This is a genomic window from Lachnoclostridium sp. An118, assembly GCF_002160985.1.
In the GTDB taxonomy this organism is placed as follows: domain Bacteria; phylum Bacillota; class Clostridia; order Lachnospirales; family Lachnospiraceae; genus Claveliimonas; species Claveliimonas stercoravium.
This window is the reverse complement of sequence record NZ_NFLQ01000029.1, coordinates 1-25,805: the sequence shown is the minus strand read 5'-3', so window position 1 is coordinate 25,805 and position 25,805 is coordinate 1. Positions and strand designations below refer to the sequence as shown.

General features: G+C 48.5%; 22 protein-coding genes and 1 pseudogene. 1 reads left to right on the top strand and 22 read right to left on the bottom strand.

Going from position 1 to position 25,805, the window contains the following annotated elements; translation table 11 throughout:
- The 8 genes from B5E62_RS15920 to B5E62_RS15885 form a co-directional block, all read right to left on the bottom strand.
- On the bottom strand, nt 1-1,931 hold a 1,931-nt coding region (locus B5E62_RS15920; RefSeq protein ID WP_206414340.1), incomplete at its 3' end, for an N-acetylmuramoyl-L-alanine amidase.
- 73 nt (nt 1,932-2,004) lie between these two features.
- Nucleotides 2,005-2,349, bottom strand: a complete 345-nt coding sequence (locus tag B5E62_RS15915; RefSeq protein WP_087175497.1) for a DUF2304 domain-containing protein — start codon at nt 2,347-2,349, stop codon at nt 2,005-2,007.
- Nucleotides 2,346-3,053 carry a glycosyltransferase family 2 protein gene (locus tag B5E62_RS15910; RefSeq protein WP_087175496.1) on the bottom strand — a complete coding sequence of 236 codons (708 nt, stop codon included), beginning with the start codon at nt 3,051-3,053 and terminating at the stop codon, nt 2,346-2,348. Before B5E62_RS15910 ends, B5E62_RS15915 begins: the two co-directional genes overlap by 4 nt.
- Nucleotides 3,054-3,057: 4 nt before the next feature.
- Complete coding sequence (glf, locus tag B5E62_RS15905) at nt 3,058-4,182, bottom strand: UDP-galactopyranose mutase (protein WP_087175495.1); 1,125 nt, start codon at nt 4,180-4,182, stop codon at nt 3,058-3,060.
- Between the two features lie 19 nt (nt 4,183-4,201).
- A complete protein-coding gene (locus B5E62_RS15900) occupies nt 4,202-5,233 on the bottom strand; it encodes a glycosyltransferase family 2 protein (RefSeq protein WP_087175494.1) in 1,032 nt (343 codons plus the stop codon).
- Nucleotides 5,234-5,265: 32 nt separating this feature from the next.
- Nucleotides 5,266-5,616, bottom strand: a complete 351-nt coding sequence (locus B5E62_RS15895) for a hypothetical protein (protein ID WP_087175493.1) — start codon at nt 5,614-5,616, stop codon at nt 5,266-5,268.
- The gene (locus B5E62_RS15890; protein WP_087175492.1) at nt 5,613-5,999 is read right to left on the bottom strand and encodes a GtrA family protein; all 387 of its coding nucleotides are present in this window, start codon (nt 5,997-5,999) and stop codon (nt 5,613-5,615) included. Before B5E62_RS15890 ends, B5E62_RS15895 begins: the two co-directional genes overlap by 4 nt.
- Nucleotides 5,999-6,922, bottom strand: coding sequence for a sugar phosphate nucleotidyltransferase (locus tag B5E62_RS15885; RefSeq protein ID WP_087175491.1), 924 nt, complete (start codon nt 6,920-6,922; stop codon nt 5,999-6,001). The genes B5E62_RS15890 and B5E62_RS15885 overlap by 1 nt, the downstream gene beginning before the upstream one ends.
- A gap of 192 nt (nt 6,923-7,114) precedes the next feature.
- Between B5E62_RS15885 and B5E62_RS15880 the strand changes: the two genes are divergently transcribed.
- Nucleotides 7,115-8,074 (top strand): glycosyltransferase family 2 protein, encoded by a 960-nt coding sequence (locus B5E62_RS15880; protein WP_087175490.1) that lies wholly within the window; start codon nt 7,115-7,117, stop codon nt 8,072-8,074.
- Between the two features lie 46 nt (nt 8,075-8,120).
- Here B5E62_RS15880 and B5E62_RS15875 read toward each other — a convergent pair whose 3' ends face one another.
- From B5E62_RS15875 to B5E62_RS15810, 14 genes and pseudogenes are all read right to left on the bottom strand, one after another.
- Nucleotides 8,121-9,428, bottom strand: coding sequence for a DUF6056 family protein (locus B5E62_RS15875; protein ID WP_087175489.1), 1,308 nt, complete (start codon nt 9,426-9,428; stop codon nt 8,121-8,123).
- A gap of 6 nt (nt 9,429-9,434) precedes the next feature.
- Complete coding sequence (locus B5E62_RS15870) at nt 9,435-9,698, bottom strand: HPr family phosphocarrier protein (protein WP_033126822.1); 264 nt, start codon at nt 9,696-9,698, stop codon at nt 9,435-9,437.
- Nucleotides 9,699-9,704: 6 nt separating this feature from the next.
- A complete protein-coding gene (locus B5E62_RS15865; RefSeq protein ID WP_087175488.1) occupies nt 9,705-11,021 on the bottom strand; it encodes a CdaR family protein in 1,317 nt (438 codons plus the stop codon).
- Nucleotides 10,999-11,883: a diadenylate cyclase CdaA gene (gene cdaA, locus B5E62_RS15860; protein WP_087175487.1), complete on the bottom strand. Its 885-nt coding sequence runs from the start codon at nt 11,881-11,883 to the stop codon at nt 10,999-11,001. The genes B5E62_RS15865 and cdaA overlap by 23 nt, the downstream gene beginning before the upstream one ends.
- A 17-nt stretch (nt 11,884-11,900) precedes the next feature.
- On the bottom strand, nt 11,901-13,058 hold the full coding sequence (locus tag B5E62_RS15855) for a hypothetical protein (RefSeq protein WP_087175486.1): 1,158 nt from the start codon (nt 13,056-13,058) through the stop codon (nt 11,901-11,903).
- Nucleotides 13,059-13,060: 2 nt separating this feature from the next.
- Nucleotides 13,061-13,456 (bottom strand): hypothetical protein, encoded by a 396-nt coding sequence (locus B5E62_RS15850; RefSeq protein ID WP_087175485.1) that lies wholly within the window; start codon nt 13,454-13,456, stop codon nt 13,061-13,063.
- A 58-nt stretch (nt 13,457-13,514) separates the two neighbouring features.
- Nucleotides 13,515-14,246: a ComF family protein gene (locus B5E62_RS15845; RefSeq protein ID WP_087175499.1), complete on the bottom strand. Its 732-nt coding sequence runs from the start codon at nt 14,244-14,246 to the stop codon at nt 13,515-13,517.
- A gap of 36 nt (nt 14,247-14,282) precedes the next feature.
- Nucleotides 14,283-16,508, bottom strand: coding sequence for an SF1B family DNA helicase RecD2 (gene recD2, locus B5E62_RS15840; RefSeq protein WP_087175484.1), 2,226 nt, complete (start codon nt 16,506-16,508; stop codon nt 14,283-14,285).
- Between the two features lie 64 nt (nt 16,509-16,572).
- Nucleotides 16,573-17,562: a rod shape-determining protein gene (locus B5E62_RS15835; protein WP_076776924.1), complete on the bottom strand. Its 990-nt coding sequence runs from the start codon at nt 17,560-17,562 to the stop codon at nt 16,573-16,575.
- 202 nt (nt 17,563-17,764) lie between these two features.
- Nucleotides 17,765-20,605, bottom strand: coding sequence for an excinuclease ABC subunit UvrA (uvrA, locus tag B5E62_RS15830; RefSeq protein WP_087175483.1), 2,841 nt, complete (start codon nt 20,603-20,605; stop codon nt 17,765-17,767).
- 70 nt (nt 20,606-20,675) lie between these two features.
- Nucleotides 20,676-22,667 (bottom strand): excinuclease ABC subunit UvrB, encoded by a 1,992-nt coding sequence (gene uvrB, locus B5E62_RS15825; protein ID WP_087175482.1) that lies wholly within the window; start codon nt 22,665-22,667, stop codon nt 20,676-20,678.
- Nucleotides 22,668-22,702: 35 nt separating this feature from the next.
- Nucleotides 22,703-23,899 (bottom strand): hypothetical protein, encoded by a 1,197-nt coding sequence (locus B5E62_RS15820; protein WP_087175481.1) that lies wholly within the window; start codon nt 23,897-23,899, stop codon nt 22,703-22,705.
- A 99-nt stretch (nt 23,900-23,998) separates the two neighbouring features.
- Entirely contained in the window at nt 23,999-25,030 is a 1,032-nt protein-coding gene (locus tag B5E62_RS15815) for a virulence RhuM family protein (RefSeq protein ID WP_087175498.1), read from the bottom strand.
- A gap of 181 nt (nt 25,031-25,211) precedes the next feature.
- Nucleotides 25,212-25,481: pseudogene (locus B5E62_RS15810) on the bottom strand (DEAD/DEAH box helicase family protein); the annotation flags it as partial.
- Nucleotides 25,482-25,805: the final 324 nt, after the last annotated feature.

Here is a 25,805-nt window from a genome sequence, read left to right as displayed (position 1 = left end):
TATGTCCCGTCTGCCTGCTTTTTGGCCGTATACCAATATACGGTCGCTGCCTGATCCCCTTCTTTCCATACAGGAAATTCTATCTTCTTTACTCCTGATGGACACTGAATATTGCTAGCTGTCAGTTCAAATGTACCACTCGCTTTATCATACGCACCAATACTCACATCTGCCATCGGGCTGGTTATATGAAATGTTTGAGAATCCAAATAAGTTGTAAATCCATTTTTTCTTATTACATACAAATCCGAATAATATGTTCCGTTCTCTCCATGATTCGAAATATCAAATGACACCTTCCACTCATTATTAGAGGTCTCTTTCAAATCATACCAACGAAGATCGTTTTGACCATTAACATTTCCCCAAACAGCTACAGAAAGTTTAGAAATATCTTCTTTTCCTTCCGTAACAAAAGCTGTTACTTCAGCTTTCTTTTCATTATCCGATACATTTACTTTTTCAGTGGCCCTAACATTAATTTTACTCAATCCATATGCGTTCGCTATTCCTGTAGCGTCAGCAATTCCTAACTGCCGAAGGAAACTATCCTGCGCCAGTTTCGCCGCATCACTCGGATTAGAAATAAACGCATGCTCTACGATAATCCCCGGAAAACCATGCTGTTTGCTGTAACGGATAATCCCATAGTAATCCTGCTTGGAACCGTCCGGATAAACATCATTGATCGTATCCCGCACTTTTATCCCTCTATCAGTTAAGCCAAGAGCAACCAACTGATTTTGGATCTGCTGAGCAAGATTTCTCCCCGGCTCATGTACAGATGGATTATAGTTGGCATTCGGATAGTAAACTTCAGCACCGTTTGCCGCTGCTGATGCGGAATTGATATGTATACTAACAAGTACATCTGCATGATAAGTATCAGCAGCTATATTGACACGCTCATCAATATCCAGGTACCGGTCATCATTTCTTGTCATATAGACGCTAACGCCGTTGTACTGCTCCAGTTCCACCTTGCAATACTGTGCAATCTTCAAAGTCAGATTTTTCTCAACAAGGCCATTAGCTGATGCTCCACCGTCATATCCGCCATGCCCCGGGTCCAGTACAACAACGAGATTATCCGATTTACTTGTAACTGCCGCGCGGCTGGCTCTGCTTACCTGTGTAGTGTCAACCTGCTCTTCTGTCGCTTCAATCGCCTCTTCCACATCTGCCGTTGCCGCTTCAACTTCACTTGTCGCCACATCAACAACAGACATTTCCAATTCTTGAGCCGTAACCTCCTCGGCGCTCTCTTCGGAATTCTCGCCATAACCTGGATATTCTTCATTAACGCCGAACATAGACTCTATACCTATGTCTGCAAGATTTATGGTTTGTTCCACCCCATCCTGAGTATAAATAAAGTCTGTCAATTTATATATACCAGACGCTGTTTCATCAAAGCTATATGTGAAAAGGAATAATTCACTTTCCTTTTTAGAAAGTGCCATCTCCAGAGTATTTCCATCATCTTTTTGGGCAACGAGTCTGGCATCGCTTACATTCTCACTCCCATCACCGTATGAAATGACAATGTTCTGATCAGCCGGCGTTTCCAGATATGGGTAGTCTACTCCCACATAATTGATGAGCCCCTGCTCCGCCGGAACGTTGTCCCCTACAGTTTCTGTTTGATTTTGTACAGATGAATCCTGAACAGTCTGATCTGCATCCTCTGCCGCTTCAGCTTGTTGACCCTGTTCAGTGTCACTGGGATTCTCCTGCGTCTCTATATTGCTATTCTCCTCAGGAATTGTTCCATTTTCATTCCCTGTATTCTGTTCCGCCTCTACATTGATATTATTCTGCGATGAATCTGTAGTTGCGTCATCTGCCGCATAAACATTTCCACTGAACAGAACACTTAAAAACATCACTATAGAAAGAAACCAAGCCGTTTTTCTTTTTCCTCTATTCATTCTCCTTTTCATCCTTCCTAAGCTATAATCCACTTTAAAAACATCGTCAGTATAGCAAATTTCTATTGTTTTTTCAATCTGTCTCCTTATTTTCCCTCTCGTGCAACGCCAGTTCCTGAGTTAAATTCTTGATTCGAATGGACATACGTGACACTGCAATCGTAAGCACAAAAATAATGATTAATGAAAAGCAAAACCCCATGAAAAACAGCATATTAACAGGGGAATAAATTCCCAGCGCAGTTGCCAATTTTTCCATAATTCCAGGGAAAATATCAAGTATCAGTACTCCTACTCCTACGAGCAGCCATGCCAGAGCATATCTCAGCTCCAGGGCTTTTTTACGTATCATATTTATGATCACAGCAAGAGCGATTATAATAATAACAGCAACTATAATTTGCAACCGTATATTCATCTTGACCTCCCATTTCTCGGACGTATCTTTTCAATTAGAATTGCCAGGGATACTTTCACCATATAGTAAACTGATTTTTTCAGAGAAATAGAAGACACTCCTCCACTTCTCTCCCTCATAATAACCGGTATTTCTTTTACTGTTCTTCCACTTCGAAGTACAGCCACCACGCTTTCAGGCTCCGGATAATCCTTCGGATAATCATGAGCAAAAAAACTCATCACATCCCGATTTACCATGCGAAGCCCGGAGGTTGGGTCTGTTATAGTTTTTCCTGTCAGCAATTTAATCAAAAAAGTGAAATATTTTATTCCCGCCCTTCTTGCGCCCGAAGACTGGAAACCTTCTTTCTTAATAAACCTGGAGCCAATAATCATATCCGCCCCTGTTTCCAGAAGATAGTCCGACATCTCCATAAGATACTTAGGGTCATGCTGCCCGTCACCATCTACCTGAACAGCAATATCATAACCATATTTCATCCCGTATTTGTACCCCGTCTGTACAGCCCCCCCTATACCAAGGTTAACCGGCAGATTGACAATATTATATCCGTTTTCTTCACAAATGTTTCTTGTCTGATCTGTTGAGCAGTCATTTATGACCACATAATCAAAACCCTTTGCATCTCTCTTAATTGCTTCGACAGTAGACTGTATACTGGCACTCTCATTATACGCAGGTATTATTATCAACTTCTTCATCTGTCTATTCCTTTTCTATTTCTCTTTCTGCACATTTTAGCGCCTCCTCAATGACATTGTGCATATCGAAATATTTATACATTCCTAATCTTCCGCCAAAAATAACATTACTTTCACGCATTGACAGTTCCTTATATCTTTCATATATTTTTGTATTCTTTTCATCATTCACAGGATAATAAGGTTCATCTCCCCTGTTCCAGTCTGCCGGATATTCTTTCGTAATGATTGTATGGTCGCACCTGTTATCACTCTGGCACATAAACTCAAAATGCTTATGCTCAATAATACGAGTATACGGAATATCGTACTCTGTATAATTAACCACCGCATTCCCCTGGTAGTTTTCCACATTCAGCTGTTCCGTTTCAAATTTCAGAGATCGATACTCAAGTTCACCGTAGCAATAGTCATAAAACTGATCTATCATTCCGGTAAACACTTTTTTCTCTGCCAACTCATCCCATTTCTCTTTGTCAGAGAAATAGTCAACTCCCAGCTTCACTTCTATCCCTTTTAACATTTTTTCTACTATCTGAGTATATCCTCCAATTGGGATTCCCTGATACTTATCGTTAAAGTAATTATTGTCATAGACAAATCTCACCGGCAGTCGCTTGATGATAAAAGCCGGAAGCTCTGTGGCTGATTTCCCCCATTGCTTTTCTGTATAACCTTTTACCAGTTTCTCATATATATCTCTTCCCACGAGAGAAATAGCCTGTTCCTCAAGATTTTGAGGAACACCCTCTATTTCCTTTTTCTGTGCCTCGATAATCTTTTTTGCCTCATCGGGAGTGCTGATTCCCCACATTTTTGAAAAGGTGTTCATATTGAATGGAAGATTATATAATTCATTCTTATATTTTGCAACCGGTGAATTCGTATATCTGTTAAACTCCGCAAACTGTTGTATATAATTCCATATTTTGAGATTATTTGTATGAAAAATATGCGCCCCATAGAGGTGTACATTAATCCCATTCATATTTTGGGTATAAATATTGCCACCAATATGGTCTCTCTTTTCAATCACAAGACAGCTTTTCCCTTTTTGAAACATTTCATTTGCGAAAACAGCCCCAAAAAGTCCGGCTCCAACTATAAGATAATCATATTTCTTCTTCATTATTAATACCTCTGCCTCTTTACCACTTAATATCAATTTTAAGTTTATTAATCATAAATTTATAAACCGCCAGAAAAACTCTGAACAAATGAACGCGATACACCCATCTGACTACCCAGAGTTTTAAATTATCAAAGCCATTCTTTCGCATATAGGATATCGTAAGATACTTGCAGCGCCTCCATCCTGAAAAGTACTTGTCCATGAATTTGATATTCCTATGAATTGCTTTACTCAAATCACAGTTTGGATCGTACGACAATCGGAACATTAAAGAAACCCCTAAATGCAGAAAGGCCATTGCGTCAATCAACGGAATCATCTTCGGATTACATCTTTTATAGACATCTTTAACCTCTATCATAGCTCTATATGTGGAATCTATCTGTTCCTCTTTAATTGTATTTATGATCGAATCAGAACGTATCATATAATAAACAAGACTTTCTGGAACAAACGCCACCCTTTTTGCATGGACATATGCCAGAAGAAGAAACATCATATCATCCAAGATTCTGGGCGGATGAGGCAAATCTTCCATTTCTTTTAAAAGATGCGCTTTATATATTTTGTTCCATGGCGCTCCATTCAAAGTCAGAATTTTTTCCGGATTCTTCCTGATATCAAAATTTTTATCCGGGCCCTTACACATTTCTCGCGAATATAGTTTTCCTGTTTCCAAATCTATTCTGTCAAAGCCACATACAGAGATATCTGCCTTATACTCATTCGCTGCTTTATATAACTTTTCGGCATAATCAAGAGCAACATAGTCATCCGAATCCACAAAACCTATATACTCTCCTGTTGCAATTTTAACACCGTCATGTCTGCCTCGCCATACACCTTCATTCTTTTTATCTATGATGACTATTTTATCACCATATTTTTCTTGATAACTGTGCAGAATATTAATGCAATTATCTGGCGAACCATCGTTAATACATATAATCTCTATATCATCTAAAGTCTGGTTAACAAGCGACTCCAGACACCTTGGCAAATACTGTTCCACCTTATAACAAGGTACGATAAAGCTAATTTTTTTCATACTCTCTCCCTGATTCACTTTCTTTTATAGTTCTATTTTCTTACATATGTAAGCATCATAACACCGACAATAACAAAAAACACTCCCAACACGCTTATCCAGTTAACCTGCTCATGAAAAACGACTGCACCAATAATAAGTATAATAATTTGAGTAAGCCCAGCGGTCAAAGGAACAATATAGGACAAATCATATGTTACCAGAAGTTTTTGCCACAAGATGAAACTCACCGCATAACATGCAAATCCTAAAAGCGTAATATAATTTATTTTAAATTCAATTCCCTTGGCAAAGGACAACTGAATAGAGTCTCCGCCTGACTTTAGCAGGAAAATTCCGCTCGTCGTAAAAAATAAATAAACTGCTGTCAGAATATATTTCAATGCCGTACCTCCAAAATCTTTTTTCTCGTAATAAAATTGTACACCATCACTACCGCTGTAGCCCCTATCTTGGATATCATATAGAAGATTCCCAATATATCCACACAGAACCACATCAGCACCTGATTAATCCCTAGCCCGATCACACTGAGCACTACAAAGATGATAAACTCCTTAATCCGATTTCCCTTTTCAGTCTCGAACACATATGTCAGGCTTAAGACATAGTTGACGATCACAGACACAGTGAAGGATATCCCTGATGAAAGGAGATAATGCACACCGGCAACTTCCGTCAGAAAAACCATGATGCCATAATCAATAAAAAAGCACAGGAAACCGACAAGGCCAAATTTTATGATCTGTGACAATAATTTCTTCATTACATCACTCTCTTCTGATAATGTCCCTGGCTGATCAGCTCTTTAATCGAACTCACAACCGTCTCTTTATCTTCCTTGTATGTAACACCGAACCATTTGTCCTTGGACTGCAGCACCTTCACATCCACCTTTTTCGCTTTCAGGAGTTCCCCTATAATTGTAGGCAAAAGGTATTCTGCCTTGAAATCCTCCGCTGCTGTTTTCTCTAGGAAATCAGCAAAGCCAGTTTCCAAAATCCCAAAAAATCTAGGAGTAAGGCCCCACATATTCATGGAGACCTCGGATTCAACATCTATATCTTGTCTTCCATCCGCTGTCTCAACAGCAGCTCCATCTTCAGTTTTGACTATATTGTGCGTTTCCACGATGTCTGTGAGCATATGAGCTTCATCCACTCTGCATATTCCTCTGGTCACGCCGCCGTTGTCACTGAGCGTATTTTTCAGGACAAACCCCACCATGCACACCGGAAGCTTATCAGACTCTGGGGCTTCTTTCATCTTCTTCAGATAGTCATACGCTTCTTTATATGCCTCTTTTCCATAGTAATCATCAGCATTGATGACAAGAAACGGCTCATGTACCAGGTCTTTGCAGCAAAGGATAGCCTGTCCGGTTCCCCAGGGCTTTGTTCTTCCCTGGAATTTCCCCTTATATTCCTCCGGTATATCATCCAACTCCTGAAAAGCGTAGGCAGTCTCCACCTGCTTTTCAATCCGTTCCCCAATGATCTCCCGGAAATCCTTCTCCAGATTCTTCCGGATCACAAACACAACTTTGTCAAATCCCGCTTCAAGCGCATCATATATGGAATAATCCATGATAATCTCTCCGTTTGGCCCTACCGGCTCCAGTTGCTTGATTCCACCACCAAAACGGCTTCCTATTCCAGCGGCCATAATGACCAGAGTAGCTTTTCCCATAGCATACTTCTCCTTATAATCTAAACTTGTAGTATTATAACGCAAAATATAGTTCTTTTCAAGACGTGGCAAACTATATACCTGTATAAACTTGTCGTTAAAAAGGGCTCAGTTCTTGTCTTCACGTGAAATTCATTGTATGATAATAGCATATAATTTATTTCACTCGGATGGAAAGGATGTCAAATTAACATGTCAGATCTGATTTCAGTCATTGTTCCTTGCTTTAATGAGCAGGAGGCTCTCCCCTTTTTTTATAGAGAAATATGCAAAGTAGCTTTGGAATTGAAAGAAAAACATTGTGTGGATTTTGAATTGCTTTTTGTCAACGATGGTTCAAGGGATCAGACTCTGTCGCTGCTCCGGGAACTCTCCACAAAGGATTCCCGGGTTAAATACATCTCCTTTTCCAGAAACTTCGGAAAAGAGAGCGCAATTTATGCTGGTCTGGAAAATGCCTCCGGCAACTACATTTCCATGATCGATGCCGATCTGCAGGATCCGCCTTCATTGCTTCTGGAGATGTACGAGCTGATAAAGAATGGCACGTATGACTGCATCGGCACAAGGCGAGTGACACGAAAGGGCGAACCTCCTATACGCTCTTTCTTTGCGAGATGCTTTTACCGGCTCATCAACAAGATCTCCAACGTTGATATTGTAGATGGGGCCAGGGATTTTCGGCTTATGAGCCGCCAAATGACAGATGCCATTCTTTCCCTTAGAGAATACAACCGGTTTTCAAAAGGAATCTTTGGCTGGGTCGGTTTCCGGACAAAATGGCTGGAGTATGAAAACGTAGAGCGGGTTGCAGGTTCCACAAAGTGGTCCTTCTGGAAATTATTCCTCTATTCCCTGGACGGGATCACGGCATTTTCCACCACGCCGCTCTCCATTGCATCGGCTTTTGGAATGCTATTTCTCTTTATAGCGTTTATTTTAATACTGATCATCATCTGGAAAACCCTTGTATTCGGGGAACCTGTCGCCGGATATCCGTCCACTATGTGCGTTCTCTTTTTTATAGGAGGGCTGCAGCTATTCAGCATAGGGATTTTAGGACAATATTTATCCAAAGCCTACCTCGAAGTCAAAAAACGGCCAATCTACATTGTGCAGGAAACCAACATTCCTTCAAAAGAAGATTATTAAAAAGCTGCGGGCAAACAAACTGCCCGCAGCCTTTTTCACTGCGCTCCTACGCACACATTACATAATTCAGTAAAATACTTGGCGCACACGCGAACAAAAGCGCCATACTCAAAATGATGTTGGCCTGCTTATTTTTAAAATCCCATTTGGAGAGGAGAACAGCCACACACCCCAAAAACAGCACATCCATAACCCACGAAGTGCGTTCCCCTGACGTGTAGATTGTCGGAGAAAATCCAATTACCGCTTTTGTGGCAAGCGCGGCAGCATATACACCTGACACAAGCAGGAATTGCGGACTCTTTCCCATTAAAATATAAAAATCCAGCAGAACAATCCCACATACCAGGATCAGCCCAATGCCCTCTATCGTGTTTAAATTCAAAAACGGATGATCACTGCCCAGAAGCTGCCTGATCTCAGTAAACACCAGCATGATGAACGCGGGTATCAGTGCCATGATCCGACACCCCCAATTCTTCCGATACTGCCAGATCAGGGCTGCCAGAAGGAATGTCATGACAAGAAATCCTATATTTTCCTGTACAAAGATTGATTTTATCGTAACCGTTACGCCCAGCTCTATCTTCTTTAAGAGGGAATAAGAAGCAAATTCCGGGAGCCAGGTCGCCGTCTCGGAAGCGCTTCTGATCGCGTTTCCCGGACAGGCCAGGATATAAACGAAGCATAATAATGTTAATGCTGTCTGCAGCAGATAATATTTGCATTGCTGCCAGATTCGTCTTCTCTCTTTGCCACACAGAAGATATACGCCGCAGCATCCGTAGGAAGCCAGCAGCACAAACGCCATCTGTTCCGAACTACCCGCAAAAATAAGGCAGACCGTGCAGAGAATACCTTCCGGCAGACGGATCCTTTCCCCTTCAATGTATTTCCTGACAGGGTAGATACCTATCAGCCCGAACGCCAGCGGCCACATATAGTTCAGAGACGTGGCGATCCATCCGGCAAGCGACATATAGCTGTACGGGAGCGCCAGGAACATGAGAGATATAAAAAAGCTGTAATATTCCCTGTACTCTCTCCTCTCCAGCAGTCTGGTCAGCGCCGCCGCACCGATGACCACCACAAAGGAATCTGCAATGCGCCAGACAACTGCCGGCAGATTGACCATCAGCATCAGCACTGCCTCTATGGCCGTGCGGGATGACCAGGTCATATATCGTTCCGCAAGCCAGGGAAGGAGTGAAAAGCCCTCCTCCTGCGAATAGGCGAGAAATACTGTATCATCTCCCCCCACTACATTCAGATCGATTTTCCAATGTATTATCAGCTCTGCCAGAAGCAGCAGAGCAAATGGAAGATAATACAGCATTTCCTTTTTCTTCTTCATATTTACTTACTCCCCCAGCCCGTCCTCTATCGCCTTCACCATGGCCGCCAGGGCCTCCTCCTCGTCAGAGCCCTCGCAGATGAGCTCGATCTCATCGCCCTTCTTGATGCAGGCGCCCAGGACGCTGAGCACGCTCTTGGCGTTGGCTGTTGTGGTGTCATGCTGGAATGTGACCTTGCAGTCAAACTGCACTGCCGTGTTGCAGAAGATGCCCGCCGGGCGAAGATGCAGCCCCGTTGGATTGTTGATGACCACCTTTTTACTTACCATGATACTTTAACCTCCTGATGATTCATTATCCGTATCTTCTTCGGCATTATCACTGTTGTCTGCCGCTGTCGTTCTCTTTTCCAGAGTGACCTTCACTGTCACTGAAGTCTCCACTGTACAGTCGGGAGCGTCTGACGGGAGGGTGATAGTCACCGGCACCTCGTATTCTCCTGCCTCCGTGCAGTTTTTCAGGTCAATGCTCACCGCCAGGTCGCTGAGCTCCAGGCTGTTCAGCTGCTCCTGGGGGCCGCCGATGTGGACCTCCAGGTCATCTCCGCTCCCGTATCCGGAAACAGTGAGCGCGTCGTCCAGATTGTTGACAGTGATCGAGCCCACGGGTATATCGAAGCTTTTCGTGCCCTCTCTCGCCACCCGGGCCGTCACAAGGATGTTGTTCCCGTTCTCATCCACCAGCCTCGTCCCCTCTGGCAGGTAAGGTGTAATGTCCACCGTCTTCTCTGTCCGCTGGGAGATGGAGGTAATGTCAATGGCGTCCGCAGGTATGCGGATTTCCTCCAGGGCGTCCAGCACCTCCTCTTCCCCGGCCAGCTGGATCTCCTCCGGCGTCCAGGTGACCTCGGAGATAGAATATCCGTCCGCTGCCGTCACTTCGGAGGTATCCGCGGTCAACGGGATGCGGGCCGTGTGATAGAGGGTCACATTGACTTTCACTCCCGTGGTCCCCAGGTTGTTTGCCAGCTGGTCCGCGCTGATCTCGTTGTTGTCCTCGTCATAGTAGGTCAGCACCGCGTCGATGGAGGAATCTGAAGAAAGGCCGGACACATTCACCTCCGCCACCACCTTGCTGATCTGGTCGATGACCGACTCAGGTCCGTTGACAGTGACTCTCTCCGGGTCTGCCTGCACGTTTCCGAGCACGTACCCGTCCCGCACCGTGCCTGTGGTGGTCACTGTTATGGGAAATGTATCGCTCTTATTCTGCTCGATCTTTACCTGCACGTTTCTCGGGCTCGCGGTGGCAGTCTCAAACTCATAGCCCGGAATGGTGATCTCTATGGGAATCTGGGATTCCAGGTACAGCTCACGCATATCCGCGGTGGCCACGATGTTCTCTGCGCTGATCTTCTCCAGGACCGACCTGGTGGCGGACACAGTCACGCTGACCGTATCGGTCCCGTCCAGCACCTGGTAGGACCTCTGGTCCTGGGTCACTACTTCTGTATATTCGATGGAAACAGGGATATCGTCAAAAGTCTTCGTGTCCACCGGATCGTCTATATTCACCACGAGCAGCCACAGCATAAAAGCGAAGATAAATGCAAGGAGCTTCAGGCCAATATTATTTGTCAGACTTTTTTTCATGGATCAGCCTTCCTTTCCATTTTGCTAATATGCTGCGTGATTCGCTCCGCTTGTTCTGGATATCCTCCAGGTATTCCCTGAGCTTTTCTCGGGAAATGTTGCGGTCCAGCACCCCTCCCTGGGCCACGGACACGTACCCGGTCTCCTCGGACACCACGATGACGAGGGCGTCGCTGACCTCGCTGAGGCCCACCGCCGCTCTGTGCCTTGTCCCCAGCTCCTTGCTCAGCCCCATATTGTCGGACAGGGGAAGATAGCATGTCGCGGAGACGATCCGGTCGTTCCGGATGATGATGGCACCGTCGTGAAGGGGTGTGTTGTGTTCAAATATATTGATGAGCACCTGGCTGGACACGATACAGTCCAGCTGGATGCCTGTGCTCTCGTACTCTGTCAGCTTGATGGCCTGCTCCACGACAATGAGGGCTCCTGTCTTTGCCCTTCCCATAACATAGGAGGCATCCACGATCCCATCGATCGTCTCCTCGCTGAAACGGCCTTTGTCCTTTGTGCTGTCAAAGGGCATGACCGCGCTGATATATTTTCTCTCTCCCAGCTTCTCCAGGGCGCGCCGCAGCTCCGGCTGGAACACCACGATCAGAGCCGTGGCAAGGACGGTCAGAGAGTTGCTCGCGATCCAAAGTATGGTGTGCATCTGGAAAAGAAAGGCCACAAAAATGAATACACCAAGGACCAGGATGCCCTTGAGCAGCATCCAGGCCTTCGTGTTCTTGATCCATATCATGATCTGGTACACCAGAAATGCAATGATCAGTATCTCGACGATGTCTGTCAGATGCATTTCCGGGAAATAGGCATTTCGTATATATCTCTCAAAGAATTGCGTAATCCTTGCTTCCATGCATTCACTTCCCGTCTTTAATCATTCCGCTCCTCTTCGTCCAGATGGAGCTCCTTCTGAAGGCTTCTGGTGAGAAGGAGCTGATCCATATTCCCGGTGATCTGGCTTGCCTTTTTGCGGGGAGAGCGAGGCTTTCCGGCAGCTCGTCCCTTCTGGGCTCTATTCCCGCTCTCTTTTCTGGCTTCGCCGCCCTCCGCACTCTTTCTGCGGATCTCATCCGTATCTATGATCTCCGTCTCCTGCTTTTCCTCGCGCCTGTTGATGCGCTTCACCGTCTTCTCCGGTGCGGCCACAACGATCTTCGGCACTGCCTTCACGTAGTAATAATATTCATCATCCTCGTACTGGACACTCTCCGCCCTGGAATAGTCCACAGCGAAGAACAAAAGTTCCAGCACCAGTCCCACGGCTACCGCGGCTGCGTTCCCCAGGATCAGCTCAGGGTAGGAAACGCCCGCATCCAGCACAGCGCTGCCGGCCGCCACGATAACGATGCCTGCCACGGCGCCTGCCGCGGACGCGCTCTTCCACGCATGGTTTACAGACATCCTGCGGACCTGGTATACAAGGAACAGGACGATCACAAAGGCAATGATCCGGATGATCATCTCTCTGTTCTGGAACACCTGCTGCAGATAGGTCATGAGCTGCCCGAGCATCCCCTCTGCCCCTCCGCTCTCCAGGGCAGCCGCGGATGTCTTCACATAGTCGATCATGTAGTACACGATTGTCCCGCAGATGATGGCCACCACACTGGCGGGCGTCCCCACCAGACCGAAGGCCACGGGGATCACATAGGGGATATGGCACAGGAACGCCAGCGGTGTCAGGAGAAGGATCACTGCCGTCCTCGGGCTGAACCTCACATAGAACACAAACATGATCACAAACACCGCCGCTGTCACAGCCATGATGCCCAGGGACACGGACGCCATCTGCACCAGGATCAGGACGGCCGCCGCAAGCACTGTGACGATCATCGGGAGGAAGGCGCAGATGACTGCCAGGCCCAGCGTGATCAGGGGATTGGACAGAAGGCTCATAAATCCAAGGTCATGGTTGATCATGTAGAATGCTGCCAGAGCCAGGACAAACTGGATACCCTTGTCTATGAATCTTGAATATTTCGCATACACCTGCTGGAGCTGGCCTTTTATGACATATAAATTATCCATGGTTATTTATTCTCCTTTTCGTACATTTTCATCAACTGAAGTAAGCCGTGGTTATATCTCTTCATCCGCATTCTCGCGTCTCTGTGTTTCCTGTTGGATATCCTGCTGGTGATGATAAATGTAATGATCAGGAGAGCCAGATACCCCAGGATGACCACCGCCGCCAGCATGAAGATGAGGGCCAGCGTCAGCTTCTCCATCCACCCGGTCATGCCCCAGGCAAGGACAAGCAGCATAGCGCACACGTACCCGATGGTAGTCCAGATAAAGGTGGCTATCATCTTCATACTCACATAGTCTTTTTTATAGTAGGCGCTGATCTTCATATCCTCCCTGCCCTCGTTCTGCTCGTAGAGGGCGAGTCTGGTCATCAGCCTGATCTTTCGTTTGTCTAACATAAAGCACCTCAAAGTGTATATTTTCTGGTTTTACTCATTATTTTCAGTATAGCAAATATCAGTACCCTTGTCCAATACTTATAGTTAAAAAGTAAACTTTTTCAGCCCCCGCCTTTTTCAGTGTCCGGGCCGCACTGTCCAGGGTGCTCCCGGTCGTGTATATGTCATCTACGAGGAGCACATTCCGCCCCTCCAGGGAGCATCCTGTCCAGGCAAATATCCCCCGCACATTCTCCCGCCTGGCAGCCGGGTCCAGACTCTTCTGGGGGACGGTGTCCCGCCGCCTCACCAGGTGGGCCGCGTCCACGGGAACCTGCAGCCTCCCGGACAGCTCCCCCGCCAGGACCTCCGCCTGGTTGAAGCCCCGTCTCCTCCTCTTCCTCCTGCCCAGGGGAATGGGGATGATGAGGCAAACGCGGCTGCGCCTCACATATGCGCCGTGGACCCGGGCCATCTCAGAGGCGTAAAACCCGGCGTAAATGCGGCGGTTGTGGAATTTAAACTGATAGACGGACCAGGCCGCCTGTCCCCGGTGGAGCCACAGCGCCCGCCCCTCGTCAAAATAGTGGCGGACGCGGCTGCAGTCCCGGCAGTACTCCGCCTGCTCATCTCTGACAGGCTTCCCGCATTTCTTGCAGATGGGCTCTCCTATAGGGCGGACGGCGTCGGCGCAGGCCGGGCACACCCGCTCTCTCGTCACCCTGCCGCACAGCGGACAGGTGTTGGGATACAGGAGGCGCAGCAGGGCCTCCAATGCCCTCTTCGCTGCTTTCCTAATGCTTCTTTCCATTTTCAGGCTTCTGCTTGTCTGCAGTCTTCTTTTCATTTATATATCGTCTTGGCAAAACTCCCGTATTCTCTCGTCCAGACTTGTGTTCCTGTCCTGCTGGCTGTCGTTCTGTATCATACTCTGAAATACCGTCTCACTCCCCACGATGGTCACACATTTTCTCGCCCTGGTCACCGCCGTGTACAGCAGGTTCCTGTTGTACAGCTGTCTGGGCCCTGACAGGAGGGGGATGACCGCCGCGGGGTACTCGCTCCCCTGGGATTTATGTATCGTGATGGCGTAGGCCAGTTCCAGCTCGTCCAGCAGCTGGAAGGGGTAGGTGACAACCCTGTGCTCGTCATACTCTACAGACAGGGTCTCCTCGTAGCTGTTGACAGCCTTCACGATCCCCATGTCCCCGTTGAAGATGCCCACTCCCTTGTCCACAGTCATACCGTACCTTGTGGAAATCTCCCACTCAAGCTGGTAGTTGTTCCGGATCTGCATGACCTTGTCGCCCACCCGGAACAGCTTTTCTCCGTACTCCTTTTCCGCCTTGGACGGATCTGGCGGGTTTAAGTACTCCTGCAGGATCCGGTTGAGCCGCTCCACACCCAGGAGCCCCTTCCTCATGGGCGTCAGCACCTGGATGTCGTAGGGGGTGGCCCCCACGTATTTGGGGAGCTTTTTCTGGATGAGAGTGAGGGTGACGCTGATGATAGTGTTGGCATCCTGGCGCTTGAGGAAGAAGAAATCCCGGCTCTTGTTGTCCAGCACCACCGGCTCTCCCCGGTTGATCCTGTGGGCGTTTACCACGATGTCGCTCTCTCCGGCCTGGCGGAAGATCCGGGTCAGCTCCACCACCGCAAAGGCCTGCGAGGCGATCATATCCTTCAGCACGCTGCCGGGGCCCACGGAGGGGAGCTGGTTCACGTCCCCCACCAGGATCAGCCTGGTGCCCGGGCACACAGCGCAGAGGAGGGCGTGCATGAGGGGCAGGTCCACCATGGACATCTCGTCAATGATGATGACATCTGCCTCCAGGGGATTTTCCATATTTCTCTGGAACCCGGTGCCGGCCCCCTCCTCCTCCGGATTTCCGTTCACCTCCAGCAGCCGGTGGATGGTCTGGGCCTCCCAGCCGGTGGCCTCTGTCATCCTCTTGGCTGCCCGCCCCGTGGGGGCTGCCAGCCGGATGTCCATCTGCTCGCTGTCAAAGTACCGGAGCATGGCGTTGATGGTGGTGGTCTTTCCGGTTCCCGGTCCGCCGGTGAGGATCATGACGCCTCTCCCCACCGCCTCCTCCACCGCCTGCCGCTGCCGCTCGTCCAGGGGCATATCCATGTGCTCCTCAATGGCAGCCAGCTTCCTCCTCACATCGCTCCGATCCACCTTTCCGGTGATGTTCAGGTCGTGGAGCAGCTTTGCCGTATTCAGCTCCAGGTAATAGTAGTTGGACGCATAGACTCTTTTCCCGTCCTCCCCCTCTTTGAGGACCACCTTTCTCTCCATGGCAAGGTCCATGAGATATTTCTCAATATGCCGGATCTCCACTCCCAGCAGGTCCCCTGTCCTGCGAAGGAGCGCCTCCACCAGGAGATAGACATGCCCCTCCCCCACGCTCTGGAGAAGGGTGTAGAAAATGCCGCTCCGTATCCGATAGTCCGAGTCTGCCCGGATGCCGATCCTCCGGGCGATCTCGTCCGCTGTCTTAAAGCCCACACCGCTGATATCGTCCGCCATCCGGTAGGGATTTTCCTCCATGACCTGGTAGAGCCTGTTCCCGTAATAGTCGTATATCCTGGCGGCAAGGGTGGTGCTGATGCCGTATTTCTGGAGATAGATCATGGCTCTGCGCATATCCTTCTTCTCCTCGATCTGCTCCGCGATCTCCCGGGCCTTCCGCTCGCTGATACCCTTGACCTCCGCCAGCCTCTCCGGCTCCTCCTCGATGATGCGGAAGGTGTCCTCCCTGAACCGACGGACAATGCGCCCCGCCAGGGCAGCCCCCAGCCCCTTGATGGCTCCCGAGCCCAGATACCTCTCTATGGAGACCAGGTCCTCCGGCTCGCACACCTCCGAGGTCTGGACCTGGAGCTGGACTCCGTAGAGGGCATGGGTCACGTACTCCCCGGTCAGCTTCAGCAGCTCCCCCTCGCTGATATAGTGGAAGGTCCCCACGCAGGTCAGCTCCCCGTCCTCGTTATTCAGATCAAATACCGTGTAGCCGTTGTCTTCATTGCGAAATACAATGTGCTCCACATACCCTTTTACTTCTTCCATGTAAGATACGTCCTCTTTGCAATGTAAAATTGCCGCCGGAAATCATTCCGGCGGCAGACTGTCTCTAAATCTCTTTCCGATTGCTCATGAACTCTACAAACTGTCCCGTTCCAATGGCAACCACCTTCATGGGGTCCTCGGCTGTCATCGTGTTGATGCCTGTCCTCTCCTCGATGAGCTCCTCCAGGCCCCGCAGCATGGCGCCGCCCCCGGTGAGCACGATCCCCCGGTCCAGGATGTCCGCGGAGAGCTCCGGCGGCGTTCTCTCGAGGACGCCGATGACGGCCTCCACGATCTGGCTGGTCGTCTCCCGGAGGGCCTCCTCCGTCTCGGAGGATGTGACCGTGACTGTCTTTGGCAGGCCGGTCACCAGGTTGCGGCCCCGCACCTCCATGGACTCCTCCTCCACAAGGGGGTAGGTGGTGCCGATCTTGATCTTGATGTCCTCCGCTGTCCGCTCTCCGATGAGCAGGTTGTGCTTCTTCCTCATATAGCGCACAATGGCCTCGTCAAAATCATCTCCCGCGATCTTGATGGACGTATTAACGACCGTTCCTCCCAGGGAGATGACCGCTATGTCAGAGGTACCTCCGCCGATATCCACGATCATGTTCCCGCAGGGCTTGGAAATGTCAATCCCCGCTCCGATAGCTGCTGCCACAGGCTCCTCGATGAGCAGCACCTCACGGGCGCCGGCCGCGTAGGTGGCCTCCTCAACAGCTTTCCTCTCCACCTCCGTCACGCCGCTGGGAACGCAGATGCTGATCCTTGGCTTCTTGAATGTGCGCCGGCCCATGGCCTTCTGCACAAAGTATTTGATCATCTTCTCTGTCACTGTATAGTCGGAGATAACTCCCTGGCGCAGAGGACGCACAGCCACAATATTCCCCGGGGTCCTGCCGAGCATGAGCCTTGCCTCCTCGCCGATAGCTTTGATGGCGTTGGTATCCCGGTCAAAAGCCACCACAGAGGGCTCCTTTAAAATAACGCCCTTCCCTTTGATGTACACAAGGACGCTTGCTGTACCCAAATCGATTCCGATATCTACTGACATGCGCAATGTCTCCTTTCACACGAGCTGTTTATGTCATTTATATGATCTGTCATCTTTCGTCAGATTTACCGTATTTTCGCGGTCCACACATGCTCCTGCATGCACATAACATTATAATAAACTTTCCTGAAAATGGAAAGCATTTTTTCTTAAAACTTTCTTATGTCCGCTCCCCTCTCCGCCGGCGCGCGGACACAGCGGTCTATTTTTTCAGCATCATGTCAATGTATTTTCCCGTGTAGGAGGCCGGGTTGGCCGCGATCTCCTCAGGGGTCCCGCAGGCCACTACCGTCCCGCCCCGGTCTCCCCCCTCGGGTCCGATGTCAATGATGTAGTCCGCCGTCTTGATCACGTCCAGATTATGCTCGATGACAAGGACCGTGTTCCCGTCAGAGGCGAGCCGCCGCAGGATTTCCGTCAGCTTGTGCACGTCGGCAAAATGAAGTCCTGTTGTGGGCTCATCCAGGATGTAGATGGTCTTTCCCGTGCTCCTCTTGCTCAGCTCCGTGGCCAGCTTGATCCTCTGGGCCTCCCCGCCGGAGAGGGTTGTGGAGGGCTGTCCGAGCCGGATATAGGAGAGCCCCACATCATATAGCGTCTCCATCTTCCTGCGGATGCTGGGCACCGGCTCGAAAAACTCCAGAGCCTCCTCCACCGTCATATCCAGCACATCGTAGATATTCTTTCCCTTATAGTGGACCTCCAGGGTCTCACGGTTATACCGCTTTCCTCCGCACACCTCGCAGGGCACGTACACGTCCGGGAGGAAATGCATCTCGATCTTTATGATACCGTCCCCGCTGCAGGCCTCGCAGCGTCCGCCCTTCACATTGAAGCTGAACCTGCCCTTCTTGTAGCCCCGGGCCTTGGCATCCGGAGTGGCAGCGAAGAGGTCACGGATCAGGTCAAACACGCCTGTGTAGGTTGCCGGATTGGACCGGGGCGTGCGTCCGATGGGCGACTGGTCGATGTCGATCACCTTGTCCAACTGCCCGATGCCAAGGATGTCCCTGTGCTTTCCAGGGATGGTCCGGGCGCGGTTCAGCTCCCTGGCCAGCCGCTTGTACACGATCTCGTTGACAAGGGAGCTCTTGCCGGAGCCGGACACGCCGGTGACGCAGGTCATGACCCCGAGGGGGATGTCCACATCTATATTTTTCAGGTTGTTCTCCTGTGCCCCCACCACTTTGATCCACCCTGTGGGCTTTTTTCTCTCCGCGGGGACCGGGATTCTCATCCTGCCACTTAAATATGCGCCGGTAATGGAGCTTTTATTCTTCATGATCTCCTCTGCCGTGCCCTGGGCCACCACTTCGCCGCCATGCTCCCCTGCACCGGGACCGATATCCACGATATGGTCTGCTTCCCGCATAGTGTCCTCGTCGTGCTCCACCACAATGACGGAATTGCCCAGGTCCCGCAGGTGCTTCAGGGTACCGAGCAGCTTGTCGTTGTCCCTCTGGTGGAGCCCGATGCTGGGCTCGTCCAGGATGTAGGCCACGCCCACCAGACCGGAGCCGATCTGGGTGGCCAGGCGTATCCTCTGGGCCTCCCCGCCGGAGAGAGAGCCGGTGGCTCTCGCCAGAGTCAGATAATCCAACCCCACATCCATGAGAAACTGGATCCTTGCCCGGATTTCCTTCAAGATCTGTCCGCCTATCAGCGTCTGTTGGTGCGTCAGCTCCAGATCCTGCAGGAATTCCTGCAGTTTTTCCACAGAGAGGGCCGTGATCTGGGCAATGTTCATGCCTCCCACCGTCACTGCGAGGGAGGACTTCTTCAGCCGCTGGCCGCCGCATTCATGGCAGGGCGTGATGCGCATAAACGTCTCGTACTCGGCCTTTGTCACTTCGGACCCGGTCTCTCTGTAGCGCCGCTCCACGCTCCGGATCAGCCCCTCAAAGGCCACGTCATAGACGCCCTCTCCACGCTGGCCCCGGTAATGCACCTTCACCTCTTTCCCGTTGGTGCCGTGGATGAGTATATCGTGTATCTTCTTCGGATAATCTTTAAAGGGTGTGCTCAGCGAAAATTTGTATTCTCTGGCCAGCGCCTCCAGGATAGCCCTGGTGTAGCTCCCCCTGTCCGCACAGGACTGCCAGCCCAGGACGACGATGGCCCCCTCGTCGATGCTCAGGGATTTGTCCGGGATCATCAGGTCCTCGTCAAACTCCATCTTGTAGCCCAGTCCGTAGCACTCCGGGCAGGCCCCGAAGGGGTTGTTGAAGGAAAAGCTCCTGGGCTCTATCTCGTCAATGCTGATGCCGCAGTCCGGGCAGGAAAAGCTCTGGCTGAAATTCATAGGCTCCCCGCCTATCACATCCACCACAAGAAGCCCCTCCGCCAGGTGGAGCACACTTTCCACGGAATCGGTAAGGCGCTGCTCAATGCCCGGCTTTACCACAAGCCGGTCCACGACAATCTCGATATTGTGCTTGATATTTTTGTCCAGCGCGATGTCCTCTGAGAGCTCGTACATGCTGCCATCCACCCGGACACGCACATAGCCGCTCTTTTTCGCCCTCTCAAACAGCTTGGCATGTGTCCCCTTTCGCCCCCGCACCACCGGAGCCAGAAGCTGGATCCTGGTCCTCTCCGGGAGCGCCATGATCTGATCCACCATCTGGTCCACTGTCTGCTTCCGTATCTCCCTGCCGCACCTGGGACAGTGGGGAATGCCTACTCTGGCGTAGAGAAGCCGGAAATAATCGTATATCTCCGTCACTGTCCCAACCGTTGACCTGGGATTCCTGTTGGTAGATTTCTGGTCAATGGAAATAGCCGGGGGAAGCCCCTCTATGCTCTCCACATTGGGCTTTTCCATCTGTCCGAGGAACTGCCTTGCGTAGGAGGAGAGAGACTCCATATATCTTCTCTGCCCTTCCGCATAGATGGTGTCAAAGGCCAGGGACGATTTACCCGAGCCTGACAGGCCTGTCAGGACCACCAGCTCATCTCTGGGGATATCCAGATCTATATTTTTCAGATTGTGCTCATTGGCACCTCTGATCTTGATATATTTTGTGCCGCTTTTTGCTGCCATTTTTCCTCGTCTCCTTATCTTATGCTTTGCCTGCGGGCTCTGTTTTATACATGTCTTTTTATCCCTGCTGCTATTCCTCGTCCATATCCTGAAGCTGCTTTTTCAGCTCTGTCATCTTGTCACGCAGCTCTGCAGCCGCCTCGAAATTCAGGTCCGCAGCCGCCCGCCTCATCTGCTTGTCCAGCTCCTTTACCAGCTTTTCCAGCTCTTTTCTGCTCATGGACTCTGGGTCCTTCTCCATCCGCAGCTCCTCGGCAGCCACCTTTTTCGAAATACTGATCAGGTCCCGGACCGATTTCTGGATGGTAGTGGGCGTGATTCCGTGCTCCTCATTGTAGGCCATCTGGATTTCCCGTCTTCTCTGTGTCTCGTCCATGGCCTGGCGCATGGAGTCTGTGATGGTGTCCGCATACATGATCACATGGCCCTGCGCATTTCTGGCCGCGCGCCCGATGGTCTGTATAAGCGATGTCTCAGACCTGAGGAAGCCCTCCTTGTCCGCATCCAGGATAGCCACCAGAGTGATCTCCGGTATATCCAGGCCCTCCCGCAGGAGATTGATGCCCACCAGCACATCAAAGACGTCCAGGCGCATATCACGGACAATCTCCGTCCTCTCCAGGGTGTCGATGTCCGAGTGGAGGTATCTCACCCGAATGCCCAGCTCCTTCATGTAATCAGTCAGGTCCTCCGCCATCCGCTTGGTCAGGGTAGTTATCAAGATCTTGTTTTTCTTTTCAATCTCTTTTTTGACCTCAGCCACCAGGTCGTCGATCTGTCCCTCGACAGGGCGCACCTCCACCTCCGGGTCCAGAAGTCCTGTGGGACGTATCACCTGCTCTGCCCGCAGGAGCTCATGCTCCGCCTCGTAGTCTCCCGGTGTGGCGGACACAAACAGGATCTGGTCTATCCTCTCCTCAAACTCCCGGAAGCTCAGGGGCCTGTTGTCCAGCGCCGAGGGCAGGCGGAAGCCGTAATCCACCAGCGTCCGCTTCCTGGACTGGTCCCCGTGGTACATGGCCCCGATCTGGGGAATGGTCTTGTGGGACTCGTCGATGATAATGAGGAAATCATCCTTAAAAAAGTCCATCAGCGTGTAGGGGGGCTGCCCCGGCTCCAGCCCGGACAGATGCCTGGAATAGTTCTCGATCCCTGAGCAGAAGCCTGTCTCCTTGAGCATCTCCACATCAAAGTTGGTCCTCTCCGCAATCCTCTGCGCCTCCAAGAGCTTGTCCTCTCTCTTGAAATACCGGATCCTCTCCTCCAGCTCCTCCTCGATGGCGTCCGCGGCACGGCGTATCTGCTCCGCCGGCACTACGTAATGGGAAGCCGGAAAGATGGCCACATGCTCCAGCTCTCCCTTGATCTCCCCAGTGAGCACGTCGATCTGTGTGATCCTGTCGATCTCATCTCCGAAAAACTCCACCCGGATGGCTGTCTCCGCCTCATTGGCCGGGATGATCTCCAGCACGTCTCCCCGCACGCGGAAGGTGCCTCTCTTAAAGTCCATATCATTTCTCTCGTACTGGATGTCAATGAGCTGACGCAGCACCTCATCCCTGTCCTTCTCCATCCCGGGCCGCAGGGAGACCATCATCTTCTCAAAATTCTTGGGCTCGCCCAGACCGTAGATACAGGACACGCTGGCCACCACGATCACGTCTTTTCTCTCCACCAGGGAGGCTGTGGCCGACAGCCGCAGCTTGTCTATCTCCTCGTTGATGGAGGAGTCCTTGGCGATGTAGGTGTCCGAGGAGGGGACGTAGGCCTCCGGCTGGTAATAGTCGTAGTAGGAGACAAAGTACTCTACGGCATTGTTCGGGAAAAATTCCTTGAACTCGCCGTAGAGCTGCGCTGCCAGAGTCTTGTTGTGCGCGATGATCAGCGTCGGCTTATTCAGCTGCTGGATGACATTCGCCATCGTGAAGGTTTTTCCCGAGCCGGTGACGCCCAGGAGGGTCTCGCACTGATTGCCCTCCTTAAAGCCCCTGACAAGGTCGGCGATCGCCTGAGGCTGGTCACCGGTTGGTTTATATTCTGATACTAATTCAAAATGATCCATGATAAACTCTCTCCTGGTGAAAGTATTTTTTATTCTTAGCCTTTAGGGAATCCTACTTTAAATACTTCCTTCACTATATCTTCGTCAAAATAAGCTACAACTTTTTTCTTCTTTATTTTTTCCCATACCTGTTTTTTCTTTAAACCACTCATAGTTACAATATCATCTAATGTAACATAATTATTTTCTTCAAAAGGACAAATAGGCGTATCTTGTTGTTCAGTTTTTTCCTTTTCGCCTTGATTATTATTGTCTAAATAAAATTCATGTTTAAGCCGTCGATTATCACTTATATACTTATATAAGTGTTGATATATAAACGATACAGACTTCGAATAATCCTTATCAGGATTATACTGTTCAGCATAATATTCAATTTGGCTTTCATCGTCTGACTCAACATTCCCTATCACAATTTCATTTTTCAATTTATCAAACGCTAAAGAAATACTCTCTTCATCTGATATATTTTTATTAGATCTTATTTGCATAATTCCTGTTGTCGCTGTAAAGCCGAAATGAATTTTGATTTTTTCAATTATTCTAATAATACTACCTCTATTATAATTTTCAAAAATCATAATAGAGAAAACTAAAATCCACAATCTATTATCATCTTTGGTAATGTATAGATTATCTTTATATTTCCGATAAAATTTCTTAAACTTATTTCGAATATATTCGTCTAACATATTTTCATTTACAACTGTGTTCTGCCGAAAAATTTTATCGAAAATTAATATTACAAATTTAAACACAAGAACTATAATCACTAACCAAAATTCATTAACCAATTCAGATATTGGAATAAAAACTTGCTCTGGAATTGTCAAAAATTTTTTTACCAAAAAAAGTGCAACTAATATTCCCAATATAAGATTAGTAAATTCATAATGAATCGATAATAATTCCTTTCTCCTTAATATAAAACAAATCAAAATTATTCTATATGTATAATAAAAACAAACATAGTAGAATAATTGATCTGATGAAACGTCAATTTTTTCTTTATAACAGAACATGTGCATAAAAATCAATACAATATTCGGAAATAAAATATTCATTAGAATGTTAGTTGACATTGATCTATCTTGATCACCACGAAACGTAAAAACTGCATATCCACTTGCTCCTCCATTTGGCACACTATGTAATACATTTCCTACCCAGGAGACTAAATGAACTGTAACTATCGCTATAACAAATAATAATGCATATATATACCACTCCATTGTTCTCTTCCTCTTTTGTATAACATCAAAAAATTTGTATACTTGTATTTTCAGACCAAATTCCGACACTTTTCTCCAGCCAATTTTTAAATCATGATACTATTCTTTCGAATCAATTTTCTCTTCCAATAATACTCGGTCAAAATCACTCTGATACAATCTATCCTGTTTTACACGGTATTTTTCAAACTCACTTAACGCATGCTCTTCCGCTATTTGAGCCGATATACTTCCCGCATGCGTTAAAATTTCTTTCTTCGATAATCTTAAAATACCCTCAAATTGCTCTGCCCAATCTTCCATCGTCATAGGAATATGTTCTTCCGCACGCATTTCCGCCAAATCTAAATAAGCATTAACAATTCGAGCCATAGCCGAAAGCTCCTGTTCGGTCAAGTAGTTTTTCGCAACTGTAACATCAAATCTTTGTATTTTACCATTAGGAGCATCCTTCCATGTCTGTAAACCCATGTGTTCTTTTTCGCTATCCGCTCTATGATAGATTACCTCTGCCGCTGTTTCCCCATGAATCGCCCAGTGCAACTGGTTTTGAACCTTTGCAAAAAACAGTCTCGTTGTTTTTGCCTTGGGATCATAATCTATACTAGTTGCATAAATATCTGTGATCTTCTGATAAAATCTCCTTTCAGATAATCGAATCTCGCGGATTCTTTGCAGCTGCTCTTCGAAATAGTCCTTTGTCAGTACAGTTCCAAAGTTTTTTAGTCGTTCATCATCCATAGTATAGCCTTTTATCGTGAATTCTTCTATAATTCCATTCGCCCATTTTCGAAACTGAACTGCTCTCGGAGAGTCAACCTTATTTCCCACAGCAATAATCGCTTTTAAATTATAATGATTTGTGTTATAGCTTTTCCCATCTGAAGCAGTTATTCGAAATTTTCGAATAACTGAATTCTCATCTAATTCTCCATCAGCAAATATCTTCTTTAAGTGATAATTAATCGTATGAGTCTCCACATTGTAAAGAAGCCCCATCATTTTCTGGGTCAGCCAAACATTTTCGTCAAAATATATAGCATTAACATCACTTTCTCCTGTAGCAGTAATAAACGTCAAATACTCTGCTGCCGAAGAGCGCACTATAGATATTTCTTTTTTCTTTTTCATAATCTTCACCGTTAAATTCAATAGCTTTTTATCATTACAAATTTTTCCTGCAAAAAGTCACAAAATCATTTTGTCCGCCTGGTATCATCCAGTCCGTTTCGTCCTATTCCGTCCACAAAATCTGGACGAAACATCACGAAAAAGCACCAGATATCCCCCATTTCACGGCCCCGGCACACTAGGACACAAAGTACTCTACGGCATTGTTCGGGAAAAATTCCTTGAACTCGCCGTAGAGCTGCGCTGCCAGAGTCTTGTTGTGCGCGATGATCAGCGTCGGCTTATTCAGCTGCTGGATGACATTCGCCATCGTGAAGGTTTTTCCCGAGCCGGTGAGGCCCAGGAGGGTCTCGCACTGATTGCCCTCCTTAAAGCCCCTGACAAGGTCGGCGATCGCCTGAGGCTGGTCACCGGTGGGCTTGTATTGTGATACTAGTTCAAAATGATCCATATAAAATCTTCTCCTTAGCTTTGCCCGTCTTTTCAGGGCATACTTGTATGCACGAAAGGTGCTCCCTGGTTATTTTTGATAAGTCCAAAATAAGCCATGCTCAAAAATGTATAGCATTCACATCACTTTCTTCTGTATCATTAATAAATGTGAAATACGCTGCTGCCCCGGATCCACATCTGCCTTTTTCGGACATTATACCAAATATAGGGATAAAAGTATATAGGCCGGGACGCAAAAAAAGTACAAATGTTCGATTTCACATCTGTACTCTTTTCACAGCTGTATGATAGTTTTTCCCTTACTCTCCCGTATACCACACCG